The organism is Brevundimonas sp. P7753, assembly GCF_013386595.1.
Lineage (GTDB): Bacteria > Pseudomonadota > Alphaproteobacteria > Caulobacterales > Caulobacteraceae > Brevundimonas > Brevundimonas bullata.
Genome location: NZ_JACARP010000033.1, coordinates 86,680 through 102,887 on the forward strand (window position 1 = coordinate 86,680; position 16,208 = coordinate 102,887).

17 protein-coding genes are annotated in these 16,208 nt (G+C 67.2%); 12 read left to right on the forward strand and 5 right to left on the reverse strand.

Translation table 11 applies throughout. The features are described from left to right. Positions 1-9: 9 nt before the first annotated feature. From HX774_RS08025 to HX774_RS08065, 9 genes are all read left to right on the forward strand, one after another. Positions 10-477 (forward strand): CopD family protein, encoded by a 468-nt coding sequence (locus HX774_RS08025; protein WP_178825841.1) that lies wholly within the window; start codon positions 10-12, stop codon positions 475-477. A 311-nt stretch (positions 478-788) separates the two neighbouring features. Beyond that, a complete protein-coding gene (gene rho / locus HX774_RS08030; protein WP_178825787.1) occupies positions 789-2,273 on the forward strand; it encodes a transcription termination factor Rho in 1,485 nt (494 codons plus the stop codon). A gap of 82 nt (positions 2,274-2,355) precedes the next feature. Continuing rightward, positions 2,356-2,595: a DUF6489 family protein gene (locus HX774_RS08035; RefSeq protein ID WP_178825789.1), complete on the forward strand. Its 240-nt coding sequence runs from the start codon at positions 2,356-2,358 to the stop codon at positions 2,593-2,595. 4 nt (positions 2,596-2,599) lie between these two features. Then, complete coding sequence (mnmE, locus tag HX774_RS08040; RefSeq protein ID WP_178825791.1) at positions 2,600-3,922, forward strand: tRNA uridine-5-carboxymethylaminomethyl(34) synthesis GTPase MnmE; 1,323 nt, start codon at positions 2,600-2,602, stop codon at positions 3,920-3,922. Positions 3,923-4,003: 81 nt separating this feature from the next. Continuing rightward, on the forward strand, positions 4,004-5,899 hold the full coding sequence (gene mnmG / locus HX774_RS08045) for a tRNA uridine-5-carboxymethylaminomethyl(34) synthesis enzyme MnmG (RefSeq protein ID WP_255500233.1): 1,896 nt from the start codon (positions 4,004-4,006) through the stop codon (positions 5,897-5,899). Beyond that, positions 5,896-6,519: a 16S rRNA (guanine(527)-N(7))-methyltransferase RsmG gene (rsmG, locus tag HX774_RS08050; protein WP_370523379.1), complete on the forward strand. Its 624-nt coding sequence runs from the start codon at positions 5,896-5,898 to the stop codon at positions 6,517-6,519. Before mnmG ends, rsmG begins: the two co-directional genes overlap by 4 nt. Beyond that, complete coding sequence (locus HX774_RS08055; RefSeq protein ID WP_114818229.1) at positions 6,509-7,330, forward strand: ParA family protein; 822 nt, start codon at positions 6,509-6,511, stop codon at positions 7,328-7,330. Before rsmG ends, HX774_RS08055 begins: the two co-directional genes overlap by 11 nt. A gap of 39 nt (positions 7,331-7,369) precedes the next feature. After that, positions 7,370-8,254 (forward strand): ParB/RepB/Spo0J family partition protein, encoded by an 885-nt coding sequence (locus tag HX774_RS08060; RefSeq protein ID WP_211306031.1) that lies wholly within the window; start codon positions 7,370-7,372, stop codon positions 8,252-8,254. Between the two features lie 36 nt (positions 8,255-8,290). After that, positions 8,291-8,479 carry a hypothetical protein gene (locus tag HX774_RS08065; RefSeq protein ID WP_114818228.1) on the forward strand — a complete coding sequence of 63 codons (189 nt, stop codon included), beginning with the start codon at positions 8,291-8,293 and terminating at the stop codon, positions 8,477-8,479. Positions 8,480-8,661: 182 nt separating this feature from the next. Here HX774_RS08065 and holA read toward each other — a convergent pair whose 3' ends face one another. From holA to HX774_RS08085, 4 genes are all read right to left on the reverse strand, one after another. Then, positions 8,662-9,714, reverse strand: a complete 1,053-nt coding sequence (holA, locus tag HX774_RS08070) for a DNA polymerase III subunit delta (protein WP_178825795.1) — start codon at positions 9,712-9,714, stop codon at positions 8,662-8,664. A 37-nt stretch (positions 9,715-9,751) separates the two neighbouring features. After that, positions 9,752-10,234, reverse strand: coding sequence for an LPS assembly lipoprotein LptE (gene lptE / locus HX774_RS08075; protein WP_178825797.1), 483 nt, complete (start codon positions 10,232-10,234; stop codon positions 9,752-9,754). Next, positions 10,234-12,816 (reverse strand): leucine--tRNA ligase, encoded by a 2,583-nt coding sequence (leuS, locus tag HX774_RS08080; RefSeq protein WP_178825799.1) that lies wholly within the window; start codon positions 12,814-12,816, stop codon positions 10,234-10,236. The genes lptE and leuS overlap by 1 nt, the downstream gene beginning before the upstream one ends. An 85-nt stretch (positions 12,817-12,901) precedes the next feature. Continuing rightward, complete coding sequence (locus HX774_RS08085; RefSeq protein WP_114818224.1) at positions 12,902-13,348, reverse strand: DUF3576 domain-containing protein; 447 nt, start codon at positions 13,346-13,348, stop codon at positions 12,902-12,904. A gap of 323 nt (positions 13,349-13,671) precedes the next feature. On the opposite strand from HX774_RS08085, the gene HX774_RS08090 reads away from it, so the two are divergent. Continuing rightward, complete coding sequence (locus tag HX774_RS08090) at positions 13,672-14,082, forward strand: NtrZ family periplasmic regulatory protein (protein WP_178825801.1); 411 nt, start codon at positions 13,672-13,674, stop codon at positions 14,080-14,082. Positions 14,083-14,094: 12 nt separating this feature from the next. Here HX774_RS08090 and HX774_RS08095 read toward each other — a convergent pair whose 3' ends face one another. Next, entirely contained in the window at positions 14,095-14,736 is a 642-nt protein-coding gene (locus tag HX774_RS08095; protein ID WP_255500234.1) for a thiamine phosphate synthase, read from the reverse strand. Here HX774_RS08095 and HX774_RS08100 point away from each other — a divergent pair. Together HX774_RS08100 and HX774_RS08105 are read left to right on the forward strand one after the other, a co-directional pair. Continuing rightward, the gene (locus HX774_RS08100; protein WP_178825805.1) at positions 14,735-15,445 is read left to right on the forward strand and encodes a YggS family pyridoxal phosphate-dependent enzyme; all 711 of its coding nucleotides are present in this window, start codon (positions 14,735-14,737) and stop codon (positions 15,443-15,445) included. The genes HX774_RS08095 and HX774_RS08100 overlap by 2 nt on opposite strands. A gap of 58 nt (positions 15,446-15,503) precedes the next feature. Next, a complete protein-coding gene (locus tag HX774_RS08105; RefSeq protein WP_114818220.1) occupies positions 15,504-16,190 on the forward strand; it encodes a response regulator transcription factor in 687 nt (228 codons plus the stop codon). Positions 16,191-16,208 lie beyond the last annotated feature (18 nt).

A 16,208-nucleotide genomic window follows, 5' to 3' on the forward strand; every position in this document is an offset into this window, starting at 1 on the left:
GGGAGCATGATGGACTATTACAACCTGGCCCGCGGGCTGCACATCCTGGCGGTGATCGCCTGGATGGCCGGCATGCTCTTCCTGCCGCGCCTGTTCGCCTATGACGCCGAGCAGAACGCCAAGCCGGAGCCCCTGCGCGGCGAAATGCAGGCCCTGCTGCGCCTGTGGCAGACGCGTCTGCTGCGGATCATCATCAATCCGGCCATGATCCTGGCCTTCGTCTTCGGCGGCTGGCTGCTGTGGCTGCGCAGCGGCGACGGCGCCGACTGGAGCTTCGCGCATCAGCCGTGGATGGTCACCAAGCTGGTCGGGGTCTTCCTGCTGGCGGGCTGGCACGGCTTCCTGGCCGGGCAAAGGAAGAAGATTGCCGCCGGGACGTCGAAATATTCGGGCCGCTTCTGGCGCATGACCAACGAGATCCCGTTCCTTTTGGCTATCGTTATGGTGCTCTCCGTCACGCTCGAGTGGACGTTCTAGGGCGCTACTTCGAGCGACACGGTCGCTCGCTGCTTGAGCGCGCGAGACGCCAGGCCGTGTCGGGTTGAAGAGGCAGAGCCTTTTGATCGCGGTCAAAAAGAACGGCCTTGCTTGACGGCGCCCGGTCATTCGTGGTTCCGCTGGCGATGAACCGTTCGGCGTAGGCCGCAGGGCGGTCCCTCTCTTCTTGCGACGCCTGCCGGATTGATCCTGCGGGAGCCCGTCGTCCTCCCTCTGGCCGCAAGGCCGCGACATCGACAGACGAACCGCCTCGACGCAGCCATGCGTCCGAGCGCGCGAGCGAGCACGCCATGACCGATACGCCTGAAAACAACGACCAGTCCGCTGAAGCCGTTGAAATCGTTGCCGAACGTCCGCGCAAGACACTGACCCTGGGCGGCGCCAAGGCGCCGGTTGAGGCGCCTGCGGAGCCCGAAGTCGAGGCCGAGGAAACTCAGATCGTCAACGACGACACCGGCGTCGACACCACGGCCGACGATGAGGATGACGACGGCGAACCGATGGTGCCCAACGGTCGCATCACCCTGCAGGAACTGAACGAGAAGACGCCGGAAGACCTGGTCGCCTTCGCTGAAAGCCTGGAGATCGAGAACGCCGGCAACCTGCGCAAACAGGACCTGCTGTTCGCCATCCTGAAGACCCTGGCCGACGAAGAAGTCGAGATCATCGCCTCGGGCGTGCTCGAGATCCTGCCCGACGGCTTCGGCTTCCTGCGCAGCCCTGACGCCAACTACCTGCCGGGCCCGGACGACGTCTATGTCTCGCCGTCGCAGATCCGCCGCTTCGGCCTGCGCTCGGGCGACACGGTGCACGGCGCCGTGCGCGGCCCGCGTGAGGGCGAGCGCTATTTCGCCCTGCTCAAGGTCGATACGATCAACTTCGAAGATCCGGAGATGGTCAAGACCAAGGTCCTGTTCGACAACCTGACGCCGCTCTATCCCGAAGAGCGCCTGCACATGGAAATCCAGGACCCGACGCTGAAGGACCGTTCGGGCCGGATCATCGACATCGTCGCCCCGCTCGGCAAGGGCCAGCGCTGCCTGATCGTGGCCCCGCCGCGCGTGGGTAAGACGGTCATGCTGCAGAACATCGCCAAGTCGATCGAGCGCAACCACCCGGAAGTCTTCCTGATCGTCCTGCTGATCGACGAACGCCCGGAAGAAGTCACCGACATGCAGCGCACGGTGAAGGGCGAGGTCGTCGCCTCGACCTTCGACGAACCGGCCACCCGCCACGTCGCCGTCGCCGAAATGGTCATCGAAAAGGCCAAGCGTCTGGTCGAGCACAAGAAGGACGTGGTGATCCTGCTGGACTCCATCACCCGCCTGGGCCGCGCCTACAACGCCACCGTCCCGTCGTCGGGCAAGGTGCTGACCGGCGGCGTCGACGCCAACGCCCTGCAACGTCCCAAACGCTTCTTCGGCGCTGCGCGTAACGTCGAACAGGGCGGTTCGCTGACCATCATCGCCACGGCCCTGATCGACACCGGCAGCCGTATGGACGAGGTCATCTTCGAAGAGTTCAAGGGCACGGGCAACTCGGAAATCGTGCTGGACCGCAAGGTCGCCGACAAGCGCATCTTCCCGGCCATCGACGTGCTCAAGTCGGGCACCCGCAAGGAAGACCTCATCACGCCGAAGGATCAGCTGGCCAAGACCTATGTCCTGCGCCGCATCCTCAACCCGATGGGTCCGCAGGACGCCATCGAGTTCCTGCTCGACAAGATGCGCCAGTCCAAGAACAACGGCGATTTCTTCCAGTCCATGAATACCTGATTTGTGCCCCTAACGCCTCGCGCGCGGCGCGAGGCTGCTTGAGGGGCGCCGTCATGTTTCACGTGAAACGCGCGAGGACGTCATGAAGCTGAATATCGAGATCGATTGCACCCCGGCTGAGGCGCGCGCCTTCCTCGGCCTGCCCGATGTCACCGGGCTGAACGACCACCTGGTGGCCGAGATGCAGAAGCGGATGGACGCCAATATGGCCTCCATGCAGCCCGATGAGCTGATGAAGACCTGGACCAGCTTCGGCGTTCAGGCTCAGGACCAGTTCCGCCGTCTGATGGAAGCCGCCGTAGCGGGCGCGCCCAAGGCCTGACGACTTGAGTTCCAACGCCGACACCATCTTCGCCCTGGCCACCCCGCCGGGGCGGGGCGCCATCGCCATCCTGCGCCTGTCCGGGCCAGGCGTGGACGCGGCGTTGAGCGCGCTGGGGGCAGGGGGGCTGACGCCGCGTCTAGCCGCTTTGCGCACCCTGCGCCATGACGGCGAGACGGTGGATCAGGCCCTGGTCCTGCGCTTTCCGGGGCCGAATTCCTATACCGGCGAAGACAGCGCCGAACTGCATCTGCACGGCGGTCGGGCCGTGGTCGAGGCCGCCAGCCGCGCCTTGATCGCCTTGAATGTTCGTCCCGCCGAACCGGGTGAGTTCACTCGCCGCGCCTTCCAGAACGGGCGCATGGACCTGGCCCAGGCCGAGGCCGTCGCCGACCTGATCGACGCCGAGACGACCGCACAGAAGTCTCAGGCCCTGGGTCAGTTGGACGGCGCTCTCAGCGCTGCTTACGCCGGTTTCCGTCGCGACCTGCTGAAGGCCCTGTCTCTGGTCGAGGCCGAGATCGACTTCCCCGACGAGGAGGTCCCCGACAATCTGGCCCGGACCGCCGGTCCGGTTCTGGACCAGCTGGCCGCCGATCTGCGCACGGCTCTCGCGGATTCCGACCGTGGGCGCCGGGTGCGAGAGGGCTATCGCATCGTCCTGATCGGCGAGACCAACGCCGGCAAGTCGTCGCTGTTCAACGCCCTGACGGCGCGTGAAGCGGCCATCGTCACCCCCATCGCCGGTACCACCCGCGACGTGCTCGACGCCGAGCTGATGATCGGCGGCTATGCCGTCACCCTGTCCGACACCGCCGGGCTGCGTGACAGCCAGGATGTTGTCGAGGCCGAGGGCATACGACGCGCGCGGCTGCGAGCGCAAGAGGCTGACCTGCGCCTCTGGGTTCGCGCGCCAGATAAAGGGCAGGGGGATGACCCCGCCGCGGCCTTCGCCCAGGCTGAGGATCTGCAGATCCTCAACAAGGCCGACCTCGGCGCCGCGACGCCGGTTGACGGGCTTGAGGCTCTGTCCGTCAGTACGACGACTGGGGAGGGCTTGGCCGATCTCCATGACTGGATCGCCGCCCGTCTGGCCCGCGATCTGTCGGGCGCCGATTTCCCGGCGGTGACGCGCGAGCGCCATCGTCGCCGCTTGGTCGAGGCCTTGGCGGCCGTCGAGGCGGGAGGTCGCGCGCTGGACTTGGCGCCAGAGATGGCCGGCGACGACCTGCGCCGGGCCGCCGACGCTCTGGCCCGTGTCACCGGCGCCATCGGCGTCGAGGACATCCTCGGCGAGGTCTTCTCGACCTTTTGCATCGGCAAATAGCCGCCAAACCACGGTGTTTCACGTGAAACATCGGCGTCGTTCTAGTGGCGATTTGGGCCGGGATAGACTATGTCCTCGCCCATGAGTTCCTCCCCCTCTACGACCTTCGACGTCATCGTCATCGGCGGCGGTCACGCCGGTTGCGAGGCCGCGGCCGCCTCGGCGCGCGCCGGCGCCCGCACCCTGCTGCTGACACAGAAGCTCGAAACCATTGGCGAGATGAGCTGCAACCCGGCCATCGGCGGTCTGGGCAAGGGCCATCTGGTGCGCGAGATCGATGCTCTCGACGGCGTCATGGGCCGTCTGGCCGACGTCTCGGGCATCCAGTTCCGCCTGCTGAACCGCTCCAAGGGCGCCGCCGTGCGCGGTCCGCGCAGCCAGATCGACCGTCGTTTGTACCGGGAGGCCATGCAGGCCGAGCTGGCCCAGACGCTTAACCTTTCCCTGATGGCTGGCACGGCCGAGGCCTTGATCCTGAACGGCGACCGCGTCGTCGGCGTGAAGACGGGCGAGGGGACTGAGCTTGGCGCCGGGGCCGTGGTCCTGACGACCGGCACCTTCCTTAACGGCGTCATCCATCGCGGCGAGGAGCGCATCGCCGCCGGTCGCTTCGGCGAGGCGCCGTCTGTCGGTCTGGCCGCCGACCTCTACGGCGCGGGCCTGATGATGGGGCGTCTGAAGACCGGCACGCCCGCGCGCCTGGACGGCCGCACCATCGCCTGGGATAAGTTGGAGATGCAGGCGGCCGATGACCAGCCCGTGCCGTTCAGCTTCCTGACCGACAAGATTGAAGTGCCGCAGATCGCTTGCGGCATCACTCATACGACCGAGGAAACTCACCGCATCATCGCCGAGAACCTGGGCGAGAGCGCCGTCTATGGCGGCAAGCTGTCGGGGCGCGGTCCGCGTTACTGCCCCTCGATCGAGGACAAGGTGGTCCGCTTCGCCGACAAGACCAGCCACCAGGTCTTCCTCGAACCCGAAGGTCTGGACGATCCGACCGTTTATCCCAACGGCATTTCGACCTCGGTGTCGGACGCTACACAGATGGCCTTCCTACGCACCATGCCAGGCCTGGAAGCCGTCGAAGTCTTCCGCTTCGGCTATGCCATCGAATACGACTATGTCGATCCGCGCGAACTGACCCCGGCGCTGGAGGTTAAGAAACGGCCCGGTCTCTATCTGGCCGGTCAGATCAACGGCACGACCGGCTATGAAGAGGCGGGCGCCCAGGGGCTGATCGCGGGGCTGAACGCCGCCCGCGCCGCCGCCGGTTCCGACCCGATCATTCTGGGCCGCGACCAGGCCTATATCGGGGTCATGATCGACGACCTGGTGACGCGCGGCGTCACCGAACCCTATCGCATGTTCACCAGCCGGGCCGAGTATCGTCTGACCCTGCGCGCCGACAACGCCGACGTGCGCCTGACCTCCCTCGGCATCGCCGCGGGGATCGTCGGTTCTGACCGCGAGAAAGTATGGCTGGAGAAGGCGGACCAGTTGGACCGGGCGAACCGTGTTTCACGTGAAACGCAGTTCACGCCCAAGGAGGCCGGGGCGCTGGGTATCACCGTCAACGCCGACGGCCAGCGTCGGTCGATCCGTGATCTGCTGTCCTTCCCCAATGCGACCCTGGACCAGTTCATCGCCGTCCGACCCGAGATCGCCGACTGGTCGCCCGCCGTGCGCGAGCAGGTCGAGATCGACGCCGTCTACGCCGGCTATCTGGACCGTCAGGCCTCGGAGGCCGAGGCGCTGCGGCGGGAGGAGGGGCTTTCCCTGCCTGAGGGCCTCGATTACGCCGCCATCGGCGGCCTGTCGAACGAGGTCCGCGAGAAGCTGATCCTGGTCCAGCCCCGCACCCTGGGGCAGGCGGGCCGCATCGAGGGCATGACCCCTGGCGCCCTGACGGCCCTGCTGGCCCATGTGAAAAAGGCGACGTCGCTCGCCGCAGAAGTCGAGACCATTGTCGCGTGAGCCTGGACCCCGTCGCCGCCTTCCGAGCCCATGCCGGCGCCAGTGAAGCCCAGATCGCCGATCTGACCGCCTTCCTCGCCATGTTGACCGAGGCCAACGAGGTGATGAACCTGGTGGGTCCCGACAGCATTCCTGACTTCTGGAATCGCCACGCCTGGGACAGCGCCCAACTTCTGGCCCTCGCGCCCGAGGCGCTGACCTGGGCCGATCTGGGCGCCGGCGCCGGCTTCCCCGGCGTGGTGCTCGCCATCCTGCTGAAGGATCGACCCGACGCTCACGTCTGGCTGATCGACAGCTTGGGCAAACGTTGCCGGTTCCTGGAACAGGTGGTCGAAGCCTTGGATCTGCCGGCGACCGTGATCAACGGCCGGGCCGAGGAGCAGGACGTCGAGGTCGACATCGTCACCGCTCGCGCCGTGGCGCCGATGGAGAAACTGCTGGCTTATGCACAGCCTTACTTCCAGCACGGTGCACAAGGCCTGTTCCTCAAGGGCGAGAAGGCCGAAGCTGAGTTGAAAGAGGCGGCCAAGGTCTGGCAGTTTAGAAGCGACCTCTCCGTCTCGCGCAGCGACCCGCGCGGCCGTATCGTCCACATCCGGAGTCTTCGCCGTGTCCGCTGATCGCGAGAAACAGACCCGCGTCCTGGCTGTCTCCAACCAGAAGGGCGGAGTGGGCAAGACCACGACCGCCATCAACCTCGGCACCGCCCTGGCCGCCATCGGTGAAAAGGTGCTGATCGTCGACATGGACCCTCAGGGCAATGCCTCGACGGGTCTGGGTGTTCCACGTGAAACACGCCGAGCGACGATCTATGATGTTATCGTCGACGGTCGCCCCATCGACCAGTCGGCGGTGGAAACCGCCGTGCCAGGCCTGTTCATCGTCCCCGCCGACGCGGACATGTCGGGGGTCGAGATCGAACTGAGCCAGGCGGATCGCCGCTCCTATCGTCTGCGCGACGCCCTGGCGGCGCAAGGCGGCAATGGCCATACCCGGTACGACTATGTCTTGATCGACTGCCCGCCCTCGCTGAACCTGCTGACACTGAACGCCATGGCCGCCGCTGACGCCGTTCTGGTGCCGTTGCAGTGCGAGTTCTTCGCGTTGGAGGGCCTGACCCAGCTGATGCGGACCATCGACATGGTCAAGCAGAGCCTCAACCCGGCGCTGGAGATCCAGGGGCTGGTCCTGACCATGTATGATCGCCGCAACGCCCTGTCTGGTCAGGTGGCGGCCGACGTCCGGGCCCACTTCGGCGACAAGGTCTATGACAGCGTCATTCCCCGCAATGTGCGGGTGTCGGAGGCGCCGTCCTTCGGCAAGCCGGTGCTGATCTATGATCTGAAATGCACCGGCAGCCAGGCCTATCTGAAGCTGGCGCGCGAGCTTGTGGCGCGTGAACGCCAGCGTCGTCAGGCGCTCGCCGCCTGATCGGCGGCTTTACCGATTAAGTAGAACGGAATCAGCATCTTGTCCGAACGTCAACGTGGTCTGGGCCGGGGTCTTTCGGCCCTTCTGGGAGAAAACGTCGCCGAGAGCGCGCCGGTCGACGGCGGCGCTCAGCCGACGGGCGTGCGCGCCGTGCCGATCGAGAGCCTGAAGCCCAATCCCGACCAGCCGCGCAAGCAGTTCGGCGCCGAGCACCTGGAGGAATTGACCGCCTCGATCCGCGACAAGGGGGTCTTGCAGCCGATCCTGGTGCGGGCCCAGCCCGGCCAGGACGGCATGTGGCAGATCATCGCCGGCGAGCGCCGCTGGCGCGCCGCCCAGGCGGCCCGGCTGAAATTCGTGCCCATCATCGAACGTGCGATGGACGACGTGGAGGTGATGGAGGTCGCCATCATCGAGAACGTCCAGCGCGCCGATTTGAACCCGGTTGAAGAGGCCATGGCCTATGGCTCGCTGATCTCGCGTTTCGGCCGGACCCAGGACGCTCTGGCCGGGGTGGTCGGCAAGAGCCGCAGCCATGTGGCCAACACCCTGCGTCTGCTGCAACTGCCCGACAGTGTGCTGAACCACGTCATGGAGAACCGGCTGTCCGCTGGTCACGCCCGCGCCCTGATCACGGCCCCCAACCCTGAGGCCCTGGCCGAACAGGTTCTGTCCAAGGGCTTGAACGTGCGACAGACCGAGGCCCTGGCCCGCCGGGCCGCAGACGGTCCCAAGCCGACGAAGGCCAAGCCGGTCCTGAGCGGGGAGGGCGCCGCCGACGTCGCCGCCCTGGAGCAGGATCTCGCCGACGCCCTGGGTCTGAAGGTCCTGCTGTCCGACAAGGGCGGCAAGGGTGAGCTGACGATCAAATACGGCACCTTGGAACAGCTGGACGATCTGTGCCGACGCTTGATGCGCGGCTGACGGGCCTTTCTCATCAGACCGTGCTAGGGTGCGGCCATGACTGAACAGACCGATAAGATCAGCGCCACCGAATCCCTGAAACGCGCCCTCGCGGCCAAGAAGGCTGGAGGCCCAGGCGGTCAGCCCGGCGTGAAGACGGTCGGCAAGGCGCCCGAAAAGGCCATGCAGCGTCAGGCGGCGGCGGCGAACAAACCGGCTTTCCGAAAGGCTTCGAAGCGGGGCTGATTTGAGCCTTCCTCCCCATGAGAATGGGGAGGTGGCGCGGCGCGATAGCGCCGTGAGGGAGGGGCGCTTGAGGGCTGACGTTTGCGTCGCCCCCTCCACCGCTACGCGGTCCCCCTCCCCACAAGGTGGGGAGGAAAGAGGATGCGAGCCTCAAGTAGGCGGAAGGCCGGTAGGCCCCTAAATTAAAGCCCCATGCGCTTGGCGCGGGCGGAGATTTCCAGCAGCAGGCGTTCAGCGATCAGGGCCTCGGGCAGGCCCGTGGTCTTGGTGGCGATGTCGGCCGTGTTGACGCTGTCCTGAACCTCGTCGAGCGACTCCAGTCGCCAGGCCCTGGCCTGGCGCAGGATTTCCGCTTCCTGCTTCCAGAAGACGCCGGCGGACTTGGCGGCCTCCTTGGCGCCGGCGCCGGAGGCTTGCAGGACGTTGATGCGGCGCAGTTTTCCTAGGTGGATGGCGGCCATGCGCACCGCCATGACGGCGCTTTCGCCCTCGGCCAGGGCGCGTCTCAGGCCGGACTGGGCCGGACCGGGGCGTCCGCCAAAGGCTTGCAGGGCGGCGTCCGACAGCGAGGCGTCGGGCTCGACGCCCAGATGCTCTTCCAGTTCCGGCACGTCGATGGTGCGGCCCGAACCAGGGCCGATGTAGAGCACCAGACGTTCGATTTCCTGCCGCATCAGGCCGCGTTCGCGAGGCAGGCGGGCGACAAAGCGGTCGAGGGCGTCGCCGGTCAGGCCGACCTTGTCGGCGCTCAGGGCCTCGCGCGTCATGCGGGCGACGTCGCCGACCTCGTCCTCGTAGCAGGCGATGCCGACCGCGCCGGGCGACTTCTCGGCGGCCTTGCGCAGGGCGGATTCGCGGCCCAGCGCTCCGGCCTCGATCACCAGCATGGCGTCAGGGTTGTAGCCGCCGTCGGCGTGGACGGTCAGGGCGGCGGCGATGGCCTTGTCGACGCCGGGCTTGCTGTCCGACAGACGGATGCGCACCAGGCGTCGCCCGCCGATCATGCTCAGGGCCGTCAGCGCCTCCTCCAGCTTGACCGCGTCGCCGTCGATGTCGGCCTCGGTCAGGAAGGTGACGTTGAAGGGGTCGTTCAGGTCGGGCGTGATGGCCTTGTAGAGGGTCAGGGCGCGCTCGGTGACGCCCGAGCGGTCCTTGCCGTGGATCACGGCGGCGCGGATGTGGGCGTCCGGCGACCTGAGGAAGCGGTCGACCTCGGGCCGCTTGGCCAGGATCACGCGGACACTCCCTCGGCTAGGCCCTTCAGAACAGGCTTCACTGGCCCGCCAGGGCGCGCATCATGTCGAGCCGGATCAGGCGCGCCAGATCGGCGGCGGCCCGGTCCTCGCCGTCCTGCTGGGCGGCGATGGCGGCATAGGGCTGGTCCGCGGCGGCATAGGTGGTGGTCGTGGTCTGGGAACCCTTGATCGGTTCCCCGCCGCTGACCGGGGCCAGGGTCCAGTCCGCCTTGACCGTCAGTTCATAGCGGCTGGCCGTGTCGTCGATGCGCCGGCCCAGGGGACGGCGTTCCTGACTCACATCGGTTGTCAGGCGATAGAGGGGCTGGACCGAGCCGTCCCGGCCGAAGGCGTCCTCCAGCTGCTCGCGCAGGCGATAGCCGAGGCGGTTGTCCGGCGTGGTCACGGCGATGCGCGACAGGCCCGCACCCACGCCCGTCTCGCCATAGAGAGGCGTGAAGCCGCAGCCGGACAGCAGGGCGGCGCCCGCGACGGCGATCAGGGCGAGGACACGACGCATCAGCCGGCCACCAGATTGACGATACGGTCGGGCACCACGATCACCTTGCGGACGCTGAGGTTGTTGGCGGCAAGGTAGGCCTGAACCGTCGGATTGGCGAGAGCGGCGGCCTCGACCGTGGCGTTGTCCGAACCGCGGGGCAGGACGACCTCGCCGCGGCGCTTGCCGCCGATCTGGACGGGCAGGGTGACGGCGTCGTCGGCGGCCAGAGCCGCGTCATAGACGGGCCAGGGCGCGTCCAGAACCATGCCGTCCTGGCCGAGGCGCGCCCAGGCTTCTTCGGCCAGGTGGGGGGTGAAGGGGGCGATCAGGCGGGCCATGGTCGACAGCGCCGTCTTCTTCGCCTCCCCGCCGGCCTTGTCGTGCTGACGCAGGGTCGCCAGGAAGGCGTAGAGCTTGGCGATGGCCGAGTTGAAGCGGAAGCCCTCGACGCCCTCGCTGACCGCCTTGATGGTCTTGTGCGTCTCGCGGATCAGGCTGGCGTCCACATCGGCGTTGGCGGCCGCTTCAGGATCGAAGCCGTCGAATTCGGTCCAGACGCGCTGGACGAAGCGGCTGGCGCCCTCGACGCCCCCGGCGGACCACTGGACGTCGCGTTCGGGCGGGCTGTCGGACAGGACGAACAGGCGGCCGGCGTCGACGCCGTAGGCCTCGATGATGTCCTGGGGCGCGACCACGTTCTTCTTGGACTTGGACATCTTTTCGATGTCGCCGATCGTCAGGGGAGCGCCCGTGGACAGGCGGGTGGCCACGCGCTGGCCGTCCACCGTCTCGATGCGCACGTCCGAGGGCTCGACCCAGCGCGGCTTGCCGCTGGGCTCCAGGCCTTCGTAGTAGGTCTCGTGAACCACCATGCCTTGGGTGAACAGGCCGGCGAACGGCTCCTTCACGTCCATCAAGCCGGCGTCCGACAGGGCGCGGGTGATGAAGCGGGCGTAGAGCAGGTGCAGGACCGCGTGTTCGACGCCGCCGATATACTGATCGACCGGCAGCCATTTCGATGCGGCGGCCTTGTTGATCGGCGCGTCGGCCTTGGGATCGGCGAAGCGGGCGAAGTACCAGCTGGAATCGACGAAGGTGTCGAGCGTATCCGTCTCGCGACGCGCCTTACCGCCGCACGACGGGCAGTTCACATGCTTCCAGGTCGGGTGACGATCCAGCGGGTTGCCGGGCACGTCGAAGGTCACGTCCTTGGGCAGCTCGACCGGCAGTTGCTCGGTCGGCACGGCCACGGGACCGCAGGCCTCGCAGTGGATGATGGGGATGGGGCAACCCCAGTAGCGCTGGCGGCTGACGCCCCAGTCGCGCAGGCGATAGATGGTCTTGGCCTCGCCTTGGCCGGCGGCCTCGATACGGGCGATGGCCTCGGCCTTGGCGGTGTCGATGTCCAGGCCGTTCAGGAAGTCGGAATGGAACAGCGATCCGGGGCCGGTATAGGCCTCGGTGGCCACGGCGAAGTCGTCGCCGGCGCCCTCAGGACGGACGACCGGGATCACCGGCAGGTCGTATTTGCGAGCGAAGTCGAGGTCGCGCTGATCGTGGGCCGGGCAGGCGAAGACGGCCCCCGTGCCGTATTCCGACAGGATGAAGTTGGCGATCCAGACCGGAACCTCGGCCCCGGTGAAGGGATGGACGACCTTCAGGCCCGTGTCCCAGCCGATCTTCTCGGCCTGTTCGATCTCAGCCTGAGAGGCGCCGCCCTTGCGGCATTCGGCGACGAAGGCGGCGACGCGCGGGTCGGCCTCGGCCAGCTGTTTCGAGATGGGGTGATCGGGGGCCAGGCCGACGAAGCTGGCGCCGAACAGGGTGTCGGGGCGGGTGGTATAGACCTCGACCGCGTCGTGACCGGCGGGGGCGGCGTCAGCGGCGAAGGCCCACTTCATCTGCAGGCCCCTGGACCTGCCGATCCAGTTTTCCTGCATCAGGCGGACCTTGTCGGGCCAACGGCCTTCCAGTTCCGACAGGCCGTCGATCAGATCGTCCGCATACTGAGTAATGCGCAGGAACCACTGGTTCAGCTTGCGCTTTTCGACCAGGGCGCCCGAGCGCCAGCCGCGTCCGTCGATGACCTGTTCGTTGGCCAGGACCGTGTTGTCGACCGGGTCCCAGTTGACCACGCCGTCCTTGCGATAGACTAAACCGCGTTTGTACAGCTCCAGGAACCAGGCCTGCTGCTTGCCGTAATAGGCCGGGTCGCAGGTGGCGAACTCACGGCTCCAATCCAGCGACAGACCCAATAGCTTAAGTTGGTCGCGCATCGTGGCGATGTTGGACCAGGTCCAGTCGCCGGGGTGGACGCCGCGCTCCATGGCCGCGTTCTCGGCCGGCATGCCGAAGGCGTCCCAGCCCATGGGGTGCAGGACGTCGAAGCCCTGCGCCCGCTTGTGACGCGCCACCACGTCGCCCATCACATAGTTGCGAGCGTGGCCCATGTGGATGTTGCCCGACGGATAGGGGAACATCTCCAGCACATAGTATTTGGGCCGCCCGGTGTCCTCGTTCGACACGGAAAAGGCGTCAGCAGCCGCCCAGCGGGCTTGCTGGCGGGGTTCGGCGGTCTTGGACTCGTAACGAGTGGCCACGGCGTATCCTGAGGTATCGCCTCAGGCGCGAAGCTTGAGGCGGCCCTGAGGTCTGCGTTGGGGTGGCGGAAGCGGGAAGCGGCTCTTAGCGAGCCGCGTTGGCGAGATTAAGCTGACGCGCGCGGGTCAGGATGGCGTTCTCCAGATCGGTTTCCGTCTGGGCCGCGACCGGGGCGGCGGTCCAGGCGCCGGCGGCGTCCTTGACTTCCTTGGTGACGGACACGTTCAGGGCGTCGGCGCGCAGGCGGCGATCCAGGATGAAGACGGTCGCCTTGAAACGCTCGTTCGGCGCTTGCGGATTGACGTACCAGTCATAGTTGACGACGCCGCCCCACGGGTCGGCGCTGGCCAGGGGCATGAAGGCCAGGGTGTCCAGCGTCGCGCGCCACAGATAGGCGTTCACGCCGATGCCCAGTTGGGCGTCAGCCTTGGGGGCCTTATCCTTGCTGCCGACGAAGGGCAGGCTGGAACAGCCGCCCAGCAGCAGTCCCGACGCGATAAGGGCGACCGCAGCGCCGCGAACAAATGCCATTCCGAGGTCTCCGTAAAGGTTCGAGGCCGAGGCGTGGAGCGGAACGTTGAGCGCACACGCCCATTGATCCGCGCACGTCTGCGCCGCAGTCACGCTCTATAACACGGCGAAAAGGGGCCGTGACAAGGCGAACCGCTGTTCGCAACGCCGAAGCTGAACAATTGGCGTGGTGTCAGCGCCACAGGACTCGCCAGAGTCGCGTGAAAATGCAGCGAAAGGGCCTGTGGATGGTTAGCTTGCGTTGACCGGGCGTGACGGCGGTGTCTAATCGCCCAGATAGAAACAAGCGTCGGCGTCTGAACGTCGGGCTCAAGGGTTGGAAGATGCGTATCGTTGCGATCATCGCTGCGACTGTGGGCGCCCTGGCTATCGCCGGGACGGCTCATGACGCCTCGGCTCAAGGCCAATCCCAGGCTCGGGGCCGCGCTCCGGCTGTGTCCCTGACCGAAGCCGCCCAGGCCTCGAATTCGACGCCCTCGCCGCAACGTCGCGGCCTGCGCTGGAACGACAGCGGCCGCTGGGGTCTGAACTTCAACCTCAACCAGCCCGTGGGTCGTGAGACCGACTGGGGCGACGTCGAGGCGGGCGCCTATTACCGCCTCAGCCCGCGTCTGCGCGTCGGCGCCGCCGCCAACCTGGCCTCGCCCGAGGTTGATCCGGCCCGAGCGCCTGAAAGCGCCGCCGACCGCCGCGCCGCGCCGCGCGTGCGACTGGAAACCATCTTCAAATTCTGATCGCGTCTGGCCTTAGGGCCTGAAGGCGGTCTGCACGGCGTCCACGCCCGCGATCCCGCATGCGCCTGATCCCAACAGATCAGCGTCATTGCCCGCCCGGATTCCGCCCAGGGCATAGACGGGGCAGGGGGCGTGGGTCCTCAGCGCCTTGAAGCCGTCGATGCCCAGAACCGGCTTGCGCCCCGATGCGCCGCCTGCCGGAAACACCGGCGACAGCACCAGAGCGTCCAGATCCCTCGCCGCCTTCACAGTCGCCGCCGAATGCGCCGCCCCCGTCAGCAGCCAATCGGGCCGCCGCCCCGAAAGGGCATAGGCCGCCGACAGCGCCCGTTCGGGCAGATGCACGCCGTCCGCCTCGATCCGCTCCGCCAGATCGGCGTCCAGTCCGACCAGCAGGCGGACGCCCGCCGCCTGGGTCGCCGCCCGCAGCCGCAATCCGGTCTCCAGCGCATCCGCCGCCCCGAAATGCCGGAACACCACGCCCGCGCCGACCGGCAGGCAGGCCGCAGTCTCCCACGGCCGGGGCGTGCGCGCGGGGTCGGTGAAGAAGAGCAGCGGGGGCAGGGGTCTTTTCGGCGGGCTGACAGCCGCCGCCGCACGGGCTAGAGCCGTCGCTGTCTGCCACAGCGTGCGCGCGTCTTCGGACAGGGTCATGACCGCCTCTAATCCCGCTTCCATCGTTCCGTCCATCCATGATCGCTTCGCCGCCGTGCGCCAGCGGATCGCCCAGACCTGCGTCGAGGTCCGGCGCGACCCGGCGTCCGTGATCCTGACCGCCGTGTCCAAGACCCAGCCGTCCGAGGCGCTGGAGGCGGCCCTGGCCACCGGCCAACGCGTCTTCGGCGAGAACCGGGTGCAGGAGGCGCAAGGCCACTGGGCCGAGCGCCGCGCTGTCTTGCCCGACCTCGAACTGCGCCTGATCGGCCCCTTGCAGACCAACAAGGCGGTCGAGGCGGTCGAACTCTTTGACGTCATCGAGACCCTGGACCGCGAGAAGCTGTCGGTCGCCCTGTCCGCGGCGATGAAGAAGACGGGTCGCCGCCCCCGTGTCCTCGTCCAGGTCAACACCGGCGCCGAACCGCAGAAGGCCGGCGTCCTGCCTGCCGAGGCCGACGCCCTGATCGCCGCCGCGCGGGATATTCACGGCCTCAGCGTCGAGGGCTTGATGTGCATCCCCCCCGCGGACGAGACGCCGGAACCGCATTTCGATCTTCTGGCCGAAATCGCCGCCCGAAACGGCCTGTCGGTGCTGTCGATGGGCATGAGCGGTGACTATGAAACCGCCATTCGCTGCGGCGCGACCCACGTTCGGGTCGGTTCGGCCCTGTTCGGGGAACGAAATACGCCCCTAAAACCCTCTTAAAGCGATGAAATAGCGGAGCACCCTTGGCGAACCCCTCAAGCCTCGCCATTCTCTAGTCATGGCGACCCCCAAGACGATCCTCATCATCGACGACGACGACGACCTGCGCGAGGCGCTGGCCGAGCAACTGGCCCTGCATGAGGAGTTCCGTCCCGTCCAGGCTTCCACCGCCACCGACGGGGTGCGTCAGGCGCGCGAGGTTCGCGCCGACCTGATCCTGCTGGACGTCGACCTGCCCGACATGGACGGCCGCGAGGCCTGTCGCCTGATCCGCAAGGCGGGGGTCTCGACCCCGGTCATCATGCTGACGGCCCAGTCGTCGGACTCTGACGCCATCCTCGGCCTCGACTCGGGGGCCAACGACTACGTCACCAAGCCCTTCCGCTTTGCGGTCCTGCTGGCCCGCATCCGCGCTCATCTGCGCAGCCACGAGCAGTCCGAGGACGCCGTCTTCCAGATCGGCCCCTACGAGTTCCGTCCGGCGTCGAAGATGATGCTGGACGACAAGGGCAAGAAGGTTCGGCTGACCGAGAAGGAAACCAATATCCTCAAGTACCTCTATCGCGCCGGGGCCAAGCCCGTGTCGCGCGAGGAGCTGCTGACCGAGGTCTGGGGCTACAACGCCGGCGTCACCACCCACACCCTGGAAACCCACATCTATCGCTTGCGTCAGAAGATCGAGCCCGAGCCCGGTCAGGCGCGGCTGCTGCTGACCGACGCGGGCGGCTACCGCCTCCAGCCCTGACCTTGGCCTGACGAACTG